Annotated in this window: 14 protein-coding genes and 1 riboswitch; of the genes, 10 read left to right on the forward strand and 4 right to left on the reverse strand. The window is 55.9% G+C overall.

The features are described from left to right. Positions 1-48: 48 nt before the first annotated feature. The 3 genes from AC6I6N_RS16605 (at position 49) to AC6I6N_RS16615 (ending at position 4031) form a co-directional block, all read left to right on the forward strand. Entirely contained in the window at positions 49-561 is a 513-nt protein-coding gene (locus AC6I6N_RS16605; protein WP_094197825.1) for a sigma-70 family RNA polymerase sigma factor, read from the forward strand. A 5-nt stretch (positions 562-566) separates the two neighbouring features. Beyond that, positions 567-1544, forward strand: a complete 978-nt coding sequence (locus AC6I6N_RS16610; RefSeq protein WP_376912671.1) for a FecR family protein — start codon at positions 567-569, stop codon at positions 1542-1544. 63 nt (positions 1545-1607) lie between these two features. Further along, positions 1608-4031 carry a TonB-dependent siderophore receptor gene (locus AC6I6N_RS16615; RefSeq protein ID WP_376912672.1) on the forward strand — a complete coding sequence of 808 codons (2424 nt, stop codon included), beginning with the start codon at positions 1608-1610 and terminating at the stop codon, positions 4029-4031. 18 nt (positions 4032-4049) lie between these two features. Here AC6I6N_RS16615 and AC6I6N_RS16620 read toward each other — a convergent pair whose 3' ends face one another. Then, positions 4050-4952 carry an ABC transporter substrate-binding protein gene (locus tag AC6I6N_RS16620; protein ID WP_497943669.1) on the reverse strand — a complete coding sequence of 301 codons (903 nt, stop codon included), beginning with the start codon at positions 4950-4952 and terminating at the stop codon, positions 4050-4052. A 214-nt stretch (positions 4953-5166) separates the two neighbouring features. Then, positions 5167-7011, reverse strand: coding sequence for a TonB-dependent receptor domain-containing protein (locus AC6I6N_RS16625; RefSeq protein WP_497943670.1), 1845 nt, complete (start codon positions 7009-7011; stop codon positions 5167-5169). Between the two features lie 69 nt (positions 7012-7080). After that, positions 7081-7246, reverse strand: a riboswitch (cobalamin riboswitch). A 143-nt stretch (positions 7247-7389) separates the two neighbouring features. On the opposite strand from AC6I6N_RS16625, the gene metH reads away from it, so the two are divergent. Beyond that, entirely contained in the window at positions 7390-11163 is a 3774-nt protein-coding gene (gene metH / locus AC6I6N_RS16630; protein ID WP_497943671.1) for a methionine synthase, read from the forward strand. A 1-nt stretch (position 11164) separates the two neighbouring features. Then, a complete protein-coding gene (locus tag AC6I6N_RS16635; RefSeq protein WP_094197820.1) occupies positions 11165-11995 on the forward strand; it encodes a helix-turn-helix transcriptional regulator in 831 nt (276 codons plus the stop codon). 134 nt (positions 11996-12129) lie between these two features. Here the strand turns inward: AC6I6N_RS16635 and AC6I6N_RS16640 are convergent, their stop codons facing one another. After that, a complete protein-coding gene (locus AC6I6N_RS16640) occupies positions 12130-12981 on the reverse strand; it encodes an AraC family ligand binding domain-containing protein (RefSeq protein WP_497943672.1) in 852 nt (283 codons plus the stop codon). A 218-nt stretch (positions 12982-13199) separates the two neighbouring features. On the opposite strand from AC6I6N_RS16640, the gene AC6I6N_RS16645 reads away from it, so the two are divergent. After that, on the forward strand, positions 13200-14090 hold the full coding sequence (locus tag AC6I6N_RS16645) for a DMT family transporter (RefSeq protein ID WP_497943673.1): 891 nt from the start codon (positions 13200-13202) through the stop codon (positions 14088-14090). Positions 14091-14146: 56 nt separating this feature from the next. Beyond that, positions 14147-14845, forward strand: coding sequence for a B3/B4 domain-containing protein (locus AC6I6N_RS16650; protein WP_497943674.1), 699 nt, complete (start codon positions 14147-14149; stop codon positions 14843-14845). Between the two features lie 85 nt (positions 14846-14930). Here AC6I6N_RS16650 and AC6I6N_RS16655 read toward each other — a convergent pair whose 3' ends face one another. Next, complete coding sequence (locus AC6I6N_RS16655; RefSeq protein ID WP_108728511.1) at positions 14931-16364, reverse strand: DHA2 family efflux MFS transporter permease subunit; 1434 nt, start codon at positions 16362-16364, stop codon at positions 14931-14933. A gap of 77 nt (positions 16365-16441) precedes the next feature. Here AC6I6N_RS16655 and AC6I6N_RS16660 point away from each other — a divergent pair, with 77 nt between their 5' ends. From AC6I6N_RS16660 to panC, 3 genes are read left to right on the forward strand one after another with little or no spacing between them, the layout of a single operon-like run. Continuing rightward, positions 16442-16633: a DUF3460 family protein gene (locus AC6I6N_RS16660; protein ID WP_009458738.1), complete on the forward strand. Its 192-nt coding sequence runs from the start codon at positions 16442-16444 to the stop codon at positions 16631-16633. 45 nt (positions 16634-16678) lie between these two features. Continuing rightward, positions 16679-17521, forward strand: a complete 843-nt coding sequence (locus AC6I6N_RS16665; protein ID WP_094197816.1) for a segregation and condensation protein A — start codon at positions 16679-16681, stop codon at positions 17519-17521. Between the two features lie 11 nt (positions 17522-17532). Next, positions 17533-18381, forward strand: a complete 849-nt coding sequence (gene panC, locus AC6I6N_RS16670; protein ID WP_094197815.1) for a pantoate--beta-alanine ligase — start codon at positions 17533-17535, stop codon at positions 18379-18381. Positions 18382-19018 lie beyond the last annotated feature (637 nt).

A 19018-nucleotide genomic window follows, 5' to 3' on the forward strand; every position in this document is an offset into this window, starting at 1 on the left:
TCATAATTTTGGAATGAGAATGATTATTGATTAGTGCATTCAGGGTCTATGGACTATCCGTCAGCACCCATCGGGATGGGAGATTTCTATCAGGATCACCGTAGCTGGTTGTTGCGGTGGTTGCGCGCGCGTTTGCATTGCAGCTTTACGGCAGAAGATCTGGTTCAGGACACGTTTGTGCGTTTGCTGCTGGCCCCCTGTGCCGTTCATCATTTACGCCACCCCCGTGCGTTTCTGGCGACCACGGCCAGAAGGCTGCTAATTGATCGCAGCCGACGCATGGCTGTCGAACAAGCTTATCTGGAGGCCTTGGAGGCGACCTTGGCCCAAGGGGCGCAAGCACCCTCGGCCGAGCAGTGCGCCCACACGCTGGAAGTGCTGGCCTTGTTGGCCCAGGCTCTGGATGAATTGCCCGCGCGGGCTCGCATGGTGTTCCTGAGCTGCTATCTGGACGGGGAAACGCAATCCACGGTGGCCAAGCGCTTGGGTGTCAGTGAGCGCACCGTGCGCAATGATCTGGTGCAGGCTTTGCTTCATGTTCAGACCTTGATTCCAGCTTGAACCCCATGTCCAACGAGGAAATAGAGCGACAAGCCGCCCAATGGGTTGTGCTCTTGTCCGATCCCGAACAATTTACCGAACAGGCCCAGGCCGAGTTCATGGCCTGGCGCGTGCTGGACCCGCGTCATGAAGCAGCGGCTGCGGCTATGGAGGCGGTGCTGTGCAGGGTAAGAAAACTGGCCGTACAGGCTAATACCCCTCCTGGGCGCAGTGCGCTGGATGCAGGATTGTCAGCGCGGCCCAAGCTTTTGCGCGATTGGCGTCAGGGCACGATGCTCCTGCTCTGGGCCGTGGTGCTTATCTTGCCGATTCTGGCCTTTGTATTGCCTTGGTCCAATCAGTCCGTCCTTACCGCCGCTGGACAATGGCGCAGTGTGGTGCTGGAGGATGGCACTCGTTTGGAGCTGGCTGGGGCATCGCAAGTCAAGATTTTATATAGCAAGCAGTACCGGGATATTGAGCTGTTGGAAGGGCAGATTCGTGTGGTGGTGGCCAAGCAGCCGGATCGACCGTTGCGGGTCTTGAGCAGCCAGGCCGTCTCGCAAGCCTTGGGCACTGAATTTATCGTACAGGAACAGCCTCAAGGCACCTTGCTGACCGTGCTGTCCTCTCGGGTTCTGGCGTATCCGCGTACCCAAGGCCCACAAGCGGCTCGCGAACTGGGGCCGGGCGATCAGGTGCAGATCAATGCGCAAGGCCTGGGGGTAAACCGCCAGACGGATGTGAACAGCGTCATACGCACGTGGGACCAGCGGCAACTGCTTCTGGAGCATGTCCCTTTGACGCAGGCTCTGGAGCAGACCACCCGCCAGTATGCCGGCAAAACACAGATCAATCCGCATGGCATGGAGGGCTTGACGGTTAGTGCTGTCTTGCCTGCTGACAAACCCTTGTCGGCCTTGGCGTTGTTGAAGAGTTTGTATCCCCGATTGCAGGTGCAAAACACGCCAAACGAAGGATTGACGATTAATTTCAGGCCTTGATTGCCGCTTTTTTGGGCTCGTGCGTCTTTAACAGATAGACCTTGCCAAAGAAGGAGAGATTTCATGGTCCCGAAGAATGCGCCGCCTTTGGCGCTTGTGAAAACGTCGTTCATGCCCAATGTCTGCCGCCGCTTGCTGGGTCTGGCTTTTGTAGGGGCCTTGATGCTGAATGTGGCACCGGCCTCGGCCCAGACGACCCAAGCTTATGCGCTGGAAGCCGGGGATCTGGCTAGCCGCTTGAGCCAGTTCGCTCAACAGGCCGGGGTGGCGCTGGTGATGGATTCTTCCCGACTGCAAGGTCTGCGCGCACCGCGTTTGCAAGGACAGTATTCCGTGCAGGACGGCTTTGCTGCCTTGCTGGCCGGGCAGCCGTTTCAGGTTCAAAGCCGGGATCAGGGCTATGTCTTGATTGCCCTGCCTGATAGTGACACCTTGGCTGACGGCGCCGGTGTGCAGTCTTTGGCCAGTATTGAAGTACGCCGCAATGCGCTGGGCGACATCACCGAAGGTTCAGGCACGTATGCGGCGGGCACAATTGCCACGGCAACCCGTTTGCGCTTGACACCACGCCAGACGCCGCAGGCCATCAGCGTGACTACACGCAAGCAGATGGACGACTTTAACCTGACCAGTATCGATGACGTAGTGCGTCATACTCCTGGCCTTAGCATCATTACTTATGACAGTGAGCGTACCGCTTATGAAGCACGCGGTTTTGGTGTTCAGAACTTTCAATATGACGGCATCCCCACCTTGCGCGATTCACCGTACTCGGCTGGCCATTCGCTCACGGACACAGCGATTTACGATCGTGTGGAGGTATTGAAAGGCGCCTCCGGTTTGCTCACTGGCAGTGGAACCCCAGGCGCGACGATCAATATGATTCGCAAAAAGCCGACGCGCGAGTTTCAGGGGTATGCCAGTGCGGGCTTGGGCACCTGGAATAATTACCGCGGTGAAGCGGATTTTTCTGGCCCTTTGAACGAGTCAGGTTCTCTACGTGGCCGTCTGGTCGGCGCCTATCAGGACAAGAAAAGCCATCTGGACCACTACCAGCGTCAGACTTTGGTGTTGTACGGCATTGTTGAAGCCGACCTGACACCGGATACCCGCTTGACCCTGGGTGCAGATTTGCAGGACAACGATCCCAAAGGATCAACCTGGGGAGGCATCCCGATTTATGACGCGCAGGGCAACTTCAACGAGATGGACCGTTCCTTTAATAACGGTACGCGCTGGAGTCGTTGGAACCAGTACACCCGTTCGGCCTTTGCTACTTTGGAGCACGAATTCGACAACGGCTGGATGGCCAAGGTGCAGTTCAATCGCTTGATCAATGGTTATGACTCTGAGCTGGCTGCGGTAGCTGCTGGCAATCCCGACCCTTTAACCGGCAAAGGTACTTCCTTATGGTCTGGACGCTACGTGGGCAAGACAGTCTCCAATACGGCTGACTTTTATGCGACTGGTCCCTTTGAGCTGTTCGGCCGCGAGCATGAGCTGGTGGTCGGGGGAGGTGTGTCGCGCCGTCGCTGGACCAATACATCTTACGGAGAAAACAGTAATACCGAGGTCCAGAATTACTATGAATGGGATGGCCGCTGGCCGCGCATGAACTGGCAGCACCTGGGCGACGATCGTGAGGTGACACGTGAAAATGGTCTGTATGTCAGCACACGTCTGAACCTGCGCGATGATTTGAAGTTGCTACTGGGTACACGCTACGCCAACTACAACAAGCTTGAGATGCGTGAGACAGGCATATGGGTGCCTTACCTTGGGGCTGTGTATGACCTGAACGATAATTTCTCGGTCTATGCCAGTTACACCAATATTTTCCAGCCTCAGAGCTTGCAAGACGAGGGAGGCCGTACTCTGGACCCCTTGCGTGGCGATAACTACGAGGTCGGTCTCAAAGGCGAATTCATGGGGGGGCGTTTGACGTCCAGTCTGGCTTATTTCCAACTGCGTCAGGATAACTTCGGCAAGGAAACGGGGGGGCGCACGCCATCGGGAGGTATCGCGTATGAGGCGACTCAAGGTGTGCGCACGCATGGCGTAGAGCTGGAAGTGGCTGGCCAGTTGACGCCGCAATGGCAAATGCATGCGGGTTACGCTTACAAGCTATCGCGCCAGGATGGCGATAAAGTGTCTACCTTGTCGCCCGAGCATCAGTTCAACATCTATACCACGTACGATTTTGAGGGTGACCTGAATGGCCTGACCTTGGGGGGCGGTGCCCGTTGGCAAAGCAAAACCTGGGGTGATGTCAGTCGACCCGGATCGCCGGGTAAGGTTCAGCATACCGTTGCGGGCTATTGGCTGGTGGATGCGATGGCGCGGTATCGCTTCAACAAGAATTTGTCGGCCACCTTTACCGTCAATAACCTGTTCGACAAGCGCTATTACTCTATGTTCTCCTGGTACAGCACGTATACCTGGGGCGAACCGCGCAACATGATGCTGGCAGTGAAGTATCAGTTCTAGGCTGGAGTAGAAAGCCGCTCAGGATACCTGGGCTCGATAGCGATCCAGTTGCTCGCACAGCTCGCGAGTGGCCTCTATCAGCCTGGGGCCGGGGCGGTACAGTGCATCCGGGTTCAGGTTCAGCAAGGCGTGGGGGCTTAGCCCCAGATGTTTTTCCCAGAACAGATGGCGGGCGCGCAATTGGGCCGGATCACGGTAGGCCATGATGACCACCTGCGGGCGCTTGTGCAGCACGTCTTCCAGACTGATGGTGGGGGCGACGGCAGCATGGTGGGCATAGATGTTCTGTGCCTTGCAGGTGTTCAGCACATCCTGAATCAAAGGATCGCGTGCCAAGGTATATAAAGGCTCGGAACCGATTTCCAGAAACACGCTGACGGTCTCGCCCAGGCGGCTGTTATGGCGCAGGGCGGCAATCTGATTGTCCAGCAAAGCAGCGATGGGAACGGCGACATCGGCTGTATCCAGGCTGTCTCCTGCCAGACGGACAAAGGCGGGAATGTCGTCCAGTTTTTCAGGGGCGGCAAAGATCAGGCTGATATGGGTTTGCTGTAGCTGGCGCTGTAATTCAGGCCCGATCTGGTTAGCTTGCCAAGCCCAGACTTGATCGGGTTTTAGTTCCAGCAGCCGTTCGGGGTTCACGCGCAAGGCGTCCCCAACGCGGGGTAGATCCTTGGCGGCAGGGGGGTAGTCACTGGAACTGTCTACGGCGATCAAGTGGTCTTGAGCACCGGCGGCAAACAGGATCTCGGTAATGTGGGGAGCAAGGCTAATCGCGCGGGCTGGAGCGACAGTTGGTGTGGGTGGGGCGTCTTGTTCGGCTGCGGCGTTTTGTGCTTTTTTATCTTGCTGCTGGCTCTGTACTTCTTGAGTGCTTTGCTTTGTGCTGGTCTGTGTCTGTGTCTGTGTCTGTGACTGCAACGGGTCTTGTTCCTGCGCTTGCGTCAGGATGGGCAATCCTAAAAGCAGGGCGCAAAGGCAAAGCAATCCCCATAGCCCCAATCCGCTCCAGACAGAGCGCTTCGAGTGCTGAAGACGATAAGTCGCAGGCAAAGGGGGCATCATGCGCCTTTAAGTCAATGACGCGGCTCTTGAGCAGAACCGCGCCAGAATCAAGCGAAGTTGATTTTACTGCTTACATGCGCCAGGCAAAGTTCAGGAACACGCTGGAGCCGGCGTTGTTATAGCCACGAGCCAAGGTGTAGTCCTTGTCGAACACATTGTTCCAGCGCAGTTGGGCTTCCAGGCTGGAGGTCAGCGGGTAGCTGGCGGTCAGGTTCAACAGGCCGTAACTGCCCAGCCGCTGTTCATTTTTCGCATCTTCATAACGATGGGAGGCGAACAGGTACTCAGCACCGGCTTTCAGGTCACCAAACTTGTGATCAACCGCCACCTTGTAGTTTTGCTTGGCACGGCGCACCAACTGCTTGTCGGTGTTCCTATCTTTGGGGTCGGTGAAGTCCGCGCTGGCGGTCAGCGTGGTGTTGCCCAGTTGCTTCATGGCCGTCAAGGTCAGCCCAGTAATACGCGCTTTTTCGGTGTTGCTTGTTGTGCACTCGAAGTTGGCGTCGCACACATAGGGGTTGATCATGTCGCGGATGCGGTTCTGGTAGACCACCAAGCCCAATTCGGTCGTGTCGTCCGTGTAGCGGATATGACCTTCCACGTTGCGGGATTTTTCCGGTTTCAGATCGGGATTGCCCTGGAAGCCCCAGTTGTACGGCGAGTACAAGTCGGCGAATGTAGGCGCACGGAAACCGGTATTGGCGGCCACACCTACGGTCCAGTTGCTGGTGATGTCCAGGTCATAGCCCAGGCCACCCGTTACCTTGTTGCCATAGCCGCTGATGTTGTCATTACGCAGGCTGGCTTGCAGGTGGTGTTGATTGATGTCGCCACGGTAAATCAGGGCAAAGGCATTGGTATTGCGCTTGTCATCCTTGTGTACGGTCGTGTGTGTCATGCGCTCTTCCAGACGCTCGGCCAGCAAGGACACCGTATGGCCTTGGGCAAATGTCAGGTCGTTTTGCCAACTGTATTGACGTTGCAGGGTGGAATAGCGAGAGGCAAAAGCGCGGTTTTCGACTGTTTCTTTGCTTAGCGAGGCGCTCAGACGGCTGGTCCACAATTCAGACAGCTTGTTGGTGCTGGTCAGACCGTAGGCTTGCTGACGTGTTTGTGTGCTAGGGGTGCGGCGCTCGAACAGGCCGTTGTCGAATTGACCATCCATAAAGCTGTTGATGGCCGTCAGACCCAGGTGTTGGCCTTGAGCCCATTCGTAGCCCAAGGAGCCGTTCAGTCCGTGCTGGGTGTAGCCGTTCTTGTCCGGGTTGTAGCTGAAGGACAGTGGGTTGGTGGCGTTGAAGCCATCGCTGGTGCCGTAGCTGGAGGCCAGGCTGTAGTCCCAGCCTTGAGCTGCACCCGAAAACCCGGCGCTGGCTTTGAAGGTGTCTTGCGAGCCCAGGCCGACATTCCCCCAGGCGCTCAAGGCACGGTCACCGCCACCTTTTTTGGTGATGATGTTCACCACACCACCAATCGCATCCGAGCCATACAGGCTGCTGCCCGCGCCACGCACAATTTCAATGCGCTCGATCAGGGCAGGGTCAATGGCTTGCCAGTTCACCGAACCACTGGTGGAGCTGTTAATGCGCATCCCGTCGATCATGACGCGGGTATGTTGTGGATTGGTGCCGCGCAGGTAAATGCCGGTCGTGGTTTGCGGACCCCCGCTGCTGTAAATCTCCACCCCAGGCTGACGCTGCAAAATCTCGGCCACGCTGCTTTGACCCGCTTTTTGCAGAGTTTCCTGATCAATCACTGTAACGTCACCCACCACGTTTTTCAGTGGCTGTGCCAGACGGCTGGGGGTAACAACAATTTGCTCCAGCTTGGTGACAGGGGCAGTTTGGGCCGTGGCGATCAAAGGCAGGGCGCCCGCCAGGGCGACCATCAAAGGTCTGATGGACAGTAGAGTCATGGAGATTCCTGTGGGATGTGCGTCCCCGCACATCAATAAGCGAAGCCGCCCACCGTGGGACGGCCATGAATTCAGGCTCGAGAAGCAGGCTGGTGTCGGGCTTTGCGTGTAGCAGGTACCGTTGCGGGGGCAGCACGTTTGGCAGTTCCGGGGTGGAACCGCTCACGTTTCCCATTTGACTTTCCCAGGCCCACGGCTGCATGGGCCGGAAAGCACCTCTTTCCGAGCAGAAAATGTTACATGCCGCTGGCGCAAAGGTTAAGTGTTTGGGGTGGATTTGCCGTACAAGGCGCTACAATTGTGGCGCCAATCCACCATTCTCGCGGCTCTTGCTGTCAGATGCCGTCAACGTCCCGTTTCGTGCTACGGAGCTTTTTAGTGTCCTATCCTGCTTTGCCTTATCCGATCTCTGCCTATACGCGTGGTGCTGAATTTGCGCACCGTTTGGGGCAGCAAATTCTGATTCTGGACGGTGCGATGGGCACTATGATTCAGCGTTACAAATTGGGTGAGGCTGATTTTCGGGGCGATCGTTTTGCGGATCACCACAAGGATGTGAAGGGCAATAACGAATTGCTGTCGCTGGTGCGACCCGACATTATTCGTGAAATTCACGAGAAATACCTGGCTGCCGGAGCCGATGTAATTACGACCAATACCTTTGGTGCAACCGATGTGGCCCAGGGTGACTACGATTTGCAGGGCATCAGCTATGACCTGAACCTGGCTTCGGCTCAACTGGCCTGTCAGGCACGTGATGCCTTCAGCACACCTGAATGGCCGCGCTTTGTGGCCGGTGCCTTGGGCCCGCAGCCCAAGACGGCTTCTATTTCCCCGGATGTGAATGACCCGGCTGCTCGTAACGTCACCTTTGACCAGTTGCGCGTAGCCTATACCGAGCAGGTTCGTGCCTTGCTCGATGGTGGCGTCGATATTTTGCTGATCGAAACCGTTTTTGACACGCTGAACGCCAAGGCGGCTGTTTTTGCGCTGGAAACGGTCTTTGATGAGCGTGGTGAGCGCGTGCCGGTGATGGTGTCGGGCACGGTTACGGATGCATCGGGCCGGATCTTGTCCGGTCAGACGGTAGAGGCCTTCTGGAACTCCATGCGTCATGCCCGTCCCATTACGATTGGCCTGAACTGTGCCTTGGGCGCCGCCTTGATGCGTCCTTACGTGGCCGAGCTGTCCAAGATTTGTGACACCTATGTGTGTGTCTACCCCAACGCTGGTTTGCCCAACCCTATGGCAGAAACCGGCTTTGATGAAACGCCAGCCGATACGTCCAGTCTGCTGCAGGAATTCACGCAAGCCGGCTTGGTGAATATGGTCGGTGGCTGCTGTGGTACGACGCCCGAGCACATTGCCGCCATTGCCGAGCTGTGCCGCAAGTTGCCTGCACGCGTTGTTCCCGAGGTTCCTGTCAAAACCCGTTTGTCGGGTCTGGAGCCACTGAATATTGACGAAGATACCCTGTTTGTGAACGTGGGTGAACGTACCAACGTCACGGGCAGTAAGGCTTTCTTGCGCCTGATCCAGCAGGAAAACTACGAAGAAGCCTTGTCGGTGGCCCGTCAGCAGGTGGAGAACGGCGCGCAGATTATCGACATCAATATGGACGAGGGCATGCTGGACTCGGCAGCCTGTATGCACCGCTTCCTGAACATGATTGCTTCCGAGCCGGACATTGCTCGCGTGCCCATCATGATCGACAGTTCCAAATGGGACGTGATCGAAACCGGTTTGCGCTGTGTGCAAGGCAAGGCCATTGTGAATTCGATTTCCATGAAAGAGGGCATTGAGCCTTTCCTGGAACATGCCCGTTTGTGCCGTAAATACGGTGCCGCTATTGTTGTGATGGCCTTTGATGAGCAGGGTCAGGCTGACAACTACGAGCGACGGGTAGAAATCTGCGAACGTGCTTACCGCTTGCTGGTGGATGAGCTTGGTTTCCCGCCAGAGGACATTATTTTTGACCCCAACGTCTTTGCCGTGGCAACCGGCATGGACGAGCACGCCAATTACGGTCTGGACTTCATTCGCGGCGTTAGCTGGATTCACAAGAATCTGCCGCATGCGCGTTTGTCCGGCGGTATTTCCAACGTCAGTTTCTCCTTCCGTGGCAATGAAGCCATGCGCGAGGCGATTCACACGGTCTTCCTGTACTACGCCATCCAGGAAGGCCTGACCATGGGTATTGTGAATGCCGGTCAGTTGGGTGTGTATGCCGATATCGAACCGCATCTGCGTGACCTGATCGAAGACGTGGTTCTGAACCGCGCCGAGCCCAAAGGTAAAACTGATCCGGCGGACGAACGCACCCCTACCGAGCGCCTGGTAGAAATGGCCGAGAGCGTCAAAGGCTCGGGCGCTAAGAAAGAGGAAGACCTGAGCTGGCGCGAAACCACGGTTGAGCAGCGTTTGATCCACTCTTTGGTGCATGGCATCACCAGCTTCATCGTGGAAGATACAGAAGAAGTTCGTCAGAAGATCGATGCCCAGGGCGGTCGCCCTATCAGTGTCATTGAAGGGCCCTTGATGGATGGCATGAATGTGGTGGGTGACCTGTTCGGTCAGGGCAAGATGTTTCTGCCGCAGGTGGTGAAATCTGCGCGTGTGATGAAACAGGCCGTAGCCCACTTGATTCCTTTCATCGAAGAAGAAAAACGCCAGATTGAGGCTGCGGGCGGTGATGTGCGTTCCAAAGGCCGCATGGTCATTGCCACGGTGAAAGGCGATGTGCATGACATTGGCAAGAACATTGTGTCCGTGGTGATGCAGTGCAATAACTTTGAAGTGGTCAATATGGGCGTGATGGTGCCGTGTGCCGAGATCCTCGCCAAGGCCAAGGAAGTGGAGGCCGATATTGTGGGCCTGTCCGGCTTGATCACCCCCAGCCTGGAAGAAATGGCCTACGTCGCGTCCGAGATGCAGCGCGACCCGTACTTCCGTGAGCGCAACATCCCCCTGATGATTGGTGGCGCGACCACCAGTCGTGTACACACGGCGGTGAAGATTGCCCCGCATTACGACGGCCCGGTTATCTACACGCCGGACGCCAGCCGCTGCGTGGGTGTGGCTACTCAGTTGGTGTCAGATAACGTGGACGACTTCTTGGCCGAGGTGCGCGAGGAGTACGAACAAGTGCGCCAGCGCCATGCCAATCGCAAAGCCACACCGTTGATCTCGCTGGAAAAAGCGCGCCAAGACAAGCCAGCCATCGACTGGACCACCTACGTGCCGCCACGCCCCAAATTCATTGGTCGCCGTACCTTCAAGAATTACGACTTGGCCGATATTGCCCAGTTCATCGACTGGACGCCGTTCTTCCAGACCTGGAGCTTGTTCGGCAAGTACCCGGCCATTCTGGAAGACAAGGTGGTGGGCGAGCAGGCCAAGACCCTGTTTGCCGAAGGCCAGGCTATGTTGAAGAAAGTCATTGAGGGTCGCTGGTTGACGGCAAACGGCGTGATTGCGTTCTACCCCGCCAACACCGTCAATGGTGAAGATATCGAGGTCTATTCAGACGAATCGCGCAGTGAAGTCCTGTTCACCTGGCGCAACCTGCGCCAGCAAGGCGTCAAGCGTGAAGGCGTCGATAGCAAGTGTCTGGCCGACTACATTGCTCCCAAAGAAAGCGGCGTGGCTGATTACATCGGCATGTTTGCGGTGACTGGCGGGATTGGCGTGGACAAACTGTCCGAGCGGTTCCAGGCTGCTGGCGATGATTACTCCGACTTGATGATCAAGGCGCTGGGTGACCGTTTTGCCGAAGGCTTTGCTGAATGTCTGCATGCTCGTGTCCGCACGGATTTGTGGGGCTATGTCACCGACGAGCGCCTGTCCAACGAAGAGCTGATCGACGAGAAATACCAGGGCATTCGTCCTGCACCCGGTTACCCGGCTTGCCCGGAGCATGTGGTCAAGCACGACATGTTCCGCGTCTTGCAGTGTGAGGACATCGAGATGTTCATCACCGACAGCTACGCCATGATTCCGGCTTCCAGCGTGTCGGGCTTTTACTTCAGTCACCCGCAGTCCAAGTACTTCAACGTGGGCAATATTGGCCAGGACCAATTGCAAGACTACATCCAACGCAGTGGCCGCACGGAAGAAGACGTACGCCGCACTCTGTCGGGCGTGTTGGGTTGATATGGGAATGACGGGGCCTAATCCGGGCGGCGCCGAGAGCGCGTCCCAAACCCGGCGTCAGGCTTTGGGGCGTTTCTTGCGCCATGCGCGGGAACGCATCCGGCCTGTAGATCTGGGCCTGGCCCCTGGCGTGCGTCGTCGCACTCCTGGCCTGCGTCGTGAAGAAGTGGCTCAACTGTGCGATATCAGCACCACCTGGTACACCTGGATCGAGCAGGGCCGTGACGTGACCGTGTCCCCCACCGTCTGCGCCCGCCTGGCAACGGTCCTGAAATTGGCCCGGGCCGAGCGCCACTACCTGTTTGAGCTGGCCGACTGCGCCGACCCCGAACATTGGCAGGGTGATATTCAACCCTTGCCGCAAGGCTTGAGTGCCTGCGTCGATAGCATCTCCGCCCCAGCTTACATTCTGGATCGTAGTTGGAACGTACTGGCCCGCAACGAAGCCTTGTTGGGTTTGTTCGATGGTTGGCCCGATCGTAGCGAGCAGCCCAATCTACTGCGCTATATCTTTCTGGACCCGGCAGCGCGTGAGCTGGTGGTGGACTGGGAGCAGCGTGCCAGCCGCGTTGTGGCGGAATTCCGCGCCGACGTAGGCGCCCATGCCGATGAAGCCGATGTACAGGCCCTGATTCAGGAGTTGGCGCATCAAAGCCAGGTATTCGCCTTCTGGTGGGGGCGGCAGACCGTGGTGGAGCGGGAAGGGGGCTTGCGAGATTTTCGACACCCCAGCCAGGGCGTGCGCCGCTTTCAGCAATTTACCTTTCGCCTGGCAATACGCCCGGACTGCAAGCTGGTGATGTTGCTGGAAGATGAGGATAAGCCGGTTTAAATTGGCTTCCTTATTATTTATTTTTTAATATTGATTTTATTACCAATCAGGTTTCTTTCTTTTCAATAAAATAAATTATCAAAATTATTGATTCCTGATTTATTGTCTTGAATTACTTATCGAATTCTCTTCAATTACTTGAGCGCCGGAAAATACTGCATTTTGCGAGATTGGGAGAGGGAGCCGGGCGTCAGGCCATAATTTGAGACGAAATGGCGTGTTAAGTGGCTTTGATCTGCAAAACCCGATAAAAGAGACGCTTGCAGCAAGGTGTGTCCTTGCATGATCAGGCGGCGCGCCATTTGCAGCTGACGCTGTAGCCGATACGCATGAGGCGGCAATTGCGTCACAGCTTTGAACGCCCTTAGAAATTGGAATCGGCTTAAACCGGCCTCCGTTGCCAGTTCATTAAGCGAGACCGGGATTTCCGGGTGAGCATCAAGACGAGCTTTGGCTCTGGCTAACTCGGCAGACAGAATCTCCGCTTCCGTGGGCTGAGTATTTCCAAGCAGTGGCACCAGAATCTGAAAAAGCTCCTGCTCCGCAATTTCATCTATCAGTCCTTGCTTGGGCTCGCGGTTTGGATCGGTTAATGCTGCGTACAGGCGCTTGAATGCCATGACCGCCGAGGGGTCGCCAAGAACAGGGTGGATAAACTCCACCCCGGCGCTATGCCCCATGGACTGGGCAAACTGGGCTATCAGCTCTGGGTCCAGATACAGCATGCGCCAGGTTCTTGCCTTGCCTTCTACGGGTCTTCCATCGTGAACTTCGTTGGGGTTGACGGTAATCATGTTGCCGTTGGTGGCTCGTACCTGCCCGCGGCCACTGGCAGAGTCCTGGGCCCCGCTGACCACCACCCCTATCCCAAACTGATCATGAGTATGCCGACCAAACGATTGGCTGGACATCGCTTCAACAGCGACGATATCTGTCTGCCCGCATACCCTCGCTTTGAATTGTTTACTGACCTTCATTTGGGACATTTCCTTTCCTTGTCTAAGAACACACTTCGTGTTCCTGGATGAATAGGGAAATGATTATTCTAGTCGTTTTCTATTTTTGTTTTTATCAAAAAAATAGTGCTCCCTCTTGATGTCTGCGGTTTTCCTGTTTCCTTGCAATATCGTTCAAGATTTTTCTTGGTCAATGCTATTAAATGCCAAGGTTATTACGTGAATTGATTTGTGTCCTAGAGGAAAAGATGTCAAGTCGCACACTTGGATATGTATTGCTGTCCTTGGCCATGATGACGGTTGGATCGACTGTCATTGCTTCCAAGCTGATCGCTGGCAACATGCCTGCTTTTTTGGCAACGGCGCTTCGTTTTGCGCTTGCCTTGCCGGTTTTGCTTGCCCTGGTGTTCTGGCAGCGAGAGCGGTGGCCCAAGCTGTTGTTCCGGGACTGGGTTCTGTTGCTGCTTCAGGCCGGGGCGGGCAGTGTTGGCTATACGACCTTACTGATAGCAGGCTTGTCCCATTTGTCGGCGGCTGATGCGGGCGTGATCATAGGAACATTGCCCGCTGTGTCTGCGCTTTTCTCCGTGATCGTCCTGAGTGAGCGGCCAGGGCTAAGGCTGCTGATCAGCGTCGTGCTGGCGACCTTGGGTGTCATGGCAGTGGCCTGGAAAGGAAACGGCCCGAGTTCGTCGATTGGCATGTTGTACATCCTGGGGGCAGTGGTTTGCGAGAGCGCATTCATTTTGCTTAACAAACGCATCCCCGTGCCGCTGCGGCCTTTATTGCAGGCCACCACGATGACAGGTCTGGGCCTGCTGGTGTCCTTGCCCTTTGCTTTTCTTGAATTACCGCCTTCCATGCCAGATGCCGCAGCGATAGGCGCAGTGGTTTGGTATGCGCTTGTCCCTACTTTTGCAGGGTTTTTGCTGTGGTATGGCGGGGCAGCGCGAGTCAGTGGCAGCGAAGCGTCTGTGTTTACGGCGGTTGCTCCTTTGACAGCCGTCACCCTGGCAGCGCTGGTTTTAGGGGAGCAGATTGGGTGGGTACAGATTGTGGGTGTTGCCACGGTCATTCTTGCCATTTTTGTGTTGACCTTCCCGGTGCGAACCCGAGCACGAACCGTACTGACGCAATAGGCAGTGTGCTTGCCTGTATTTCACATTTTCAATTGGCGAAAGGTGCCTTGCATACCATGTACTTCAATCATTCTGACACTGTGTGGAACCGCTTTCCGGGGCTGACGGCATTGGTCCTGGTTTTACAAGGGGTGAAGGCGGCCGAGCTACAAAACGATGCACTGAGCAGTACATTCACGAGGGTTAGCCAGTTGCTGGAGCAGGGGCCGGAGAGTGAACTCCCGTCTATTCAGGCCTGGCGTCAGGCTTATTCCCAGATGGGCATGAAGCCGACCCAATACCGCTGTGCGGTTGAAGCATTGCTGCGTCGCTTTCGTAAAGATGGATATCTGCCTGGCTTTCATCCCTTGATCGATACCTTGAACGCAGAGTCTATGCAGGCAGCCATTCCGATTGCGGCATTTGATTGCGCCCATATTTCTGGAGGCATCACAGTTCGGCCTGCCGATGGCACTGAAATATATCGAACCTTCCAGGGTGAGGTCGAGCACCCGACAGAAGACGAGATTGTGTTTGCCGATGAGGCCAACCATGCGCACTCACGTCGCTGGGTCTTTCGGCAGGGGGCTCAGTCCGTGGTCTCCAAAGAGTCAGATACGGTGCTGGTCGTCGCGGAGGCATTACATGAGCGGGCTTATGAAGATCTGGAGGCCTTGCACGAACGCATCACGATACGTGCGGCTGAGGTGGGAGTGTCTATTCAGAAAGCCGAGATGCTGAGTCAGTCATACAGGCGTTTTGAGTTCGTTTCGTAGCTTTATTACTAGACTAAAGCCCGTTGCAAACATGCTGCCTGATGAGGGGGCAAGCATGCCTGATGAGCTATAAAACCGTTCGGACCTACTTCTTCTGCAACGACTCACCATCACTGGCTGACAGCCGGGCAAAAGACAGGCTCGATATCGCCGTAATCGCGCCCAGAATCAGAAAGGCCCAGATCGTATCCTGGGTCTCTACGCTGCTGGCCCCGCGCAATGCCATGCTGACATTTAGCGTTACCGCCGCACATGCCACGCCCAAGCTGATGGCCAACTGCTGCGCCATGGCGGCGAAACTGCTGGCCTGGCTCATGGCTTCGGATTCCAGGTCGGCGTAGGTCAGGGTGTTGACGGCGGTGAACTGCAGGGAGCGGAAGAAACCGCCTGCAGTCAGGACGGCAATCATGAGCCACATGGGTGTGGTGGCCTGGAACATGGCGCACAGCGCGATGAACAAGCCTGTCAGCCAGGCGTTGACGATCAGGACTTTGCGAAAACCGTAGCGTCGGATGATGGGTGGAGCCACCAGTTTCATGCCCAGAGCGCCAATCGCCCCGGTGAAGGTGATCAGACCCGCCGACAATGCGCTCATGCCAAAGTTGGTTTGCAGCATGATCGCTAACAGAAATGGTGAGGCCCCTAGCGAGAAGCGGCACAGATTGCCGCCCAATACAGAAATGGCAAAGGTCTTGGTGCGTAGCAAGGACAAATCAATAATGGGATAGGCTACTTGCCGTGCATGCCAGATGTACCATGCCCCCGCGACCAGACCCGCCAAAGTCAGCCAGCCCAGGGTAGCCCAGCTAATGGTGCCGTGGCCTACGTTCTCGAAACTGGTTACCAGCGTGGCCAGACAGATGGCGCTCAAGATAAAGCCCAGCCAGTCCAGGGGCGGGCGTTCGGTGGGGTAGTCCTCGCGGATGTAACGCAGTACCAGAGCGATACCCAGTACCCCCACGGGGATGTTGATCAGGAAAATCCAGTGCCAACTGGCATAGGTGACTAAAAAGCCACCCACAGGCGGACCGATGATAGGGCCCAGCAAGGCGGGTAAAGTCAGCACCGCCATGGCGCTTAAAAGCTCATCTTTAGGCACCCGTCGCAGTAAGATAATGCGACCTACCGGAACCATCATGGCTCCCGCCATGCCTTGTATCACGCGGGAAATGATCAGTTGTGACAGGGTCTGGGACAGGGCACATGCAACAGAACTGGCGGTAAAGAGTAGAATGGCGGCCAGGAACACCTTGCGCGCACCAAAGCGGTCTGCAGCCCACCCACTGATAGGAACGAATACAGCCACGGCCAGCAAGTAGCTGGTAATGATGGTATTCATGCGGATGACGCTGGTATCCAGCGATAAGGCCATCGTGGGCAGAGCAGTGGCGACAACCGTAGAGTCCAGCATTTGCATGAACAATGCACATCCCACAATGTAGGGAATAATGCGTATGGCTCGACGCTCTTGAGGGGACAGGGTTGCCGGTTTGGTGGCTTCGGTCTGTTCAGATGCCATGCGGCGAACTCTCTGGTGTGCGGTGCAGTAAACTCAAACTTTTCTGTTATCCAATTTATTTTAGGCGTACAGGTATTATGGCAAAGAATTTCGAATCCGAAATTACCCAGTTTCTTAAACAGTATAAAGAGCAGAACGCGGATACCGAAGCACGGCAGCGTGAAGGCCGCTATCGTCTGTGGGACAAGCAGATTGATCAGGAACTGCAAGATGGTTACAAGGCTGCTCGTACGCCTCAAAAACCTTACGTGTACTACGAAAACAACTAAATCTGTACGCCCGCGCCTGTGACTGAGATTGCACAGCAGCCCGTTGTGGATACGCCAGCTCCTCAGCCCGAGGATGTGCTGGCGCGTCTTTATGGTGAGCCGCTGTTTGCGATCCCCCAGGATCTGTACATCCCGCCTGATGCGCTGGAAGTGTTTCTGGACGCCTTTGAAGGCCCGCTGGATCTGTTGCTGTATTTGATTCGCAAGCAGAACTTCAATGTGCTGGACATTCCGATGGCTCAGGTCACTGGGCAATATTTGGCTTATGTCGAGCAGATTCGCGCCACGAATCTGGAGCTGGCGGGCGAGTATCTTTTGATGGCGGCGCTGCTGATCGAGATCAAATCTCGGATGTTGTTGCCGGTGCGGCGCGCGGACACGGGTGAAGAAGTTGAGGATCCGCGTGCAGAGCTGGTGCGTCGTTTGCTGGAATACGAGCGCATGAAGGAGGGCGCGCGTCGTCTGGACGAGTTGCCCCTGATGGGACGCGATTATCTGCTGGCCAACGCTCAGGCCGAGTTGGTTGTGGAAGCCATTCCGCCCGAAGTGAGTGCGGATGATTTGCGCCAGGCCTGGCTGGGTATCTTGAAGCGCGCCAAGCTTAATGCCAGTCACAAGATTACGCGCGAGCAGTTGTCGGTACGCGATCACATGAGCCAGATTCTGCGACGTTTGCAGCACGTGCGCTTCATGGAGTTTACTGAGCTGTTTAATGAACGTCTGGATCAGGGTGATCCAGCGGCGGTGCTTGTCGTGCATTTTCTGGCCATGCTGGAATTGGCACGAGAGTCACTGCTTGAAATCACGCAGGCCGAGCCCTACGCTCCTATTTATTTGCGCCTGACCTATATTCGAGCGCAGGCCGATGGGCCTGATCTTATTCCGTAGCGGAGAATTTTTTGAAAGTCGTCCATAACATCCAAGAACTGCGCGATCAGCTCCAGGGTCAGACACGCGTGGCATTTGTTCCAACCATGGGGAATTTGCATCGAGCCCACCTGGACTTGATGAAGATGGCTCGCCAGCATGGCGATCCGGTGGTGGCCAGTATTTTTGTCAATCGTCTGCAGTTTGGTCCTAACGAGGATTTTGACCGTTATCCGCGTACCTTGCAGGATGATGCGGCCAAGATGGAGCAAGAGCGCGATGTCTATGTCCTGTTCGCCCCCTCGGAGCGCGAGATGTACCCGGAGCCGCAAAGTTTCCGTGTCAGCCCGCCTGATCATTTGGGTCGAATTTTGGAAGGCCACTTCCGTCCGGACTTCTTTGAAGGGGTCTGTACGGTTGTGTTGAAGCTGTTTTCCTGTGTGCAGCCGCGTGTGGCCGTGTTCGGGAAGAAGGATTATCAGCAGTTGATGGTGGTGCGCCAGATGGTGCGCCAGTTCCAGTTGCCGGTAGAGATTCTGGCTCACGAGACGGTGCGGGAAGAGGATGGTTTGGCCATGTCTTCGCGTAATCGCTATTTGAGTCCCGAGGAGCGCGCTCAGGCCCCGCAGATTTATGGCACGCTGCAGGAGATGAATGAGCGTTTGCAGCAAGGTCAAAGCCGCGAGCAGATCGAGGCTTATGCGACCAAAAAGATGACGGATCTGGGCTGGAAGGTGGACTATATGGCCTTGCGTCGTCAGTCGGACTTGCTGGAACCAACTGAAGAGCAAATCGCAGCTGGTGAGCCTTTGGTGGCATTGGCCGCGGCCAAGTTGGGCGCGACGCGCTTGATCGACAACCTGGAAATGGTTAAAGCCTGATTTCTTGTGTTATTTGGTGAGAAAAGCACAGCTTTTGCTGTGCTTTTTTTATACCTGTGTGGTTTGATTTTGTAGTCTGTGTCTGTGTCTGTGTCTGTGTCTGTGTCTGTGTCTGTGTCTGCTTTTCTGGTCGTGGGTAGTAGCGCTCTTTGTTCCTTCAAACTGTAGGTGGACTCAGTACGTTGCCCCTCTGGCGTGCGGCTCAGGGGGAAGGCGGACTACTTGCCGGTGCTGTGCACCGGTGCCCTTGGCCAGAGATAGCTCCGGGCGCACCCTGAACTCACCGGGTACTTGGTCCCCCGGACCAAGTACAAGCGTCCGGCTCAAACAGCAGGGTGCTTGCATCCCTACGCTATCTCTGGCCCGCGGCAAGCAGTCTGAATCGCCGTCCCCCTGAGCCGCACGCCAGAGGGGCTCATTGCCGTGGAGTCGGCATCTCTGATGGCTGTTGATGGGTGGGGTTTGTATTCGCGCCTGCCCGCTTAATGAGTTTGGCCTAGGTGATTAGTGTGTTTTGGGCGGGTGATGGGGAACAGGCGTTGTCCCTGCCAATCGCTAACTTTTCAGTTGAAAAGGCTGTTTCTTAGGGTATCGAAATCAGGTTCTTTATATTAGTCATGTGACAAAAACATCCCGT

The organism is Alcaligenes sp. LTN-3 (assembly GCF_059735605.1).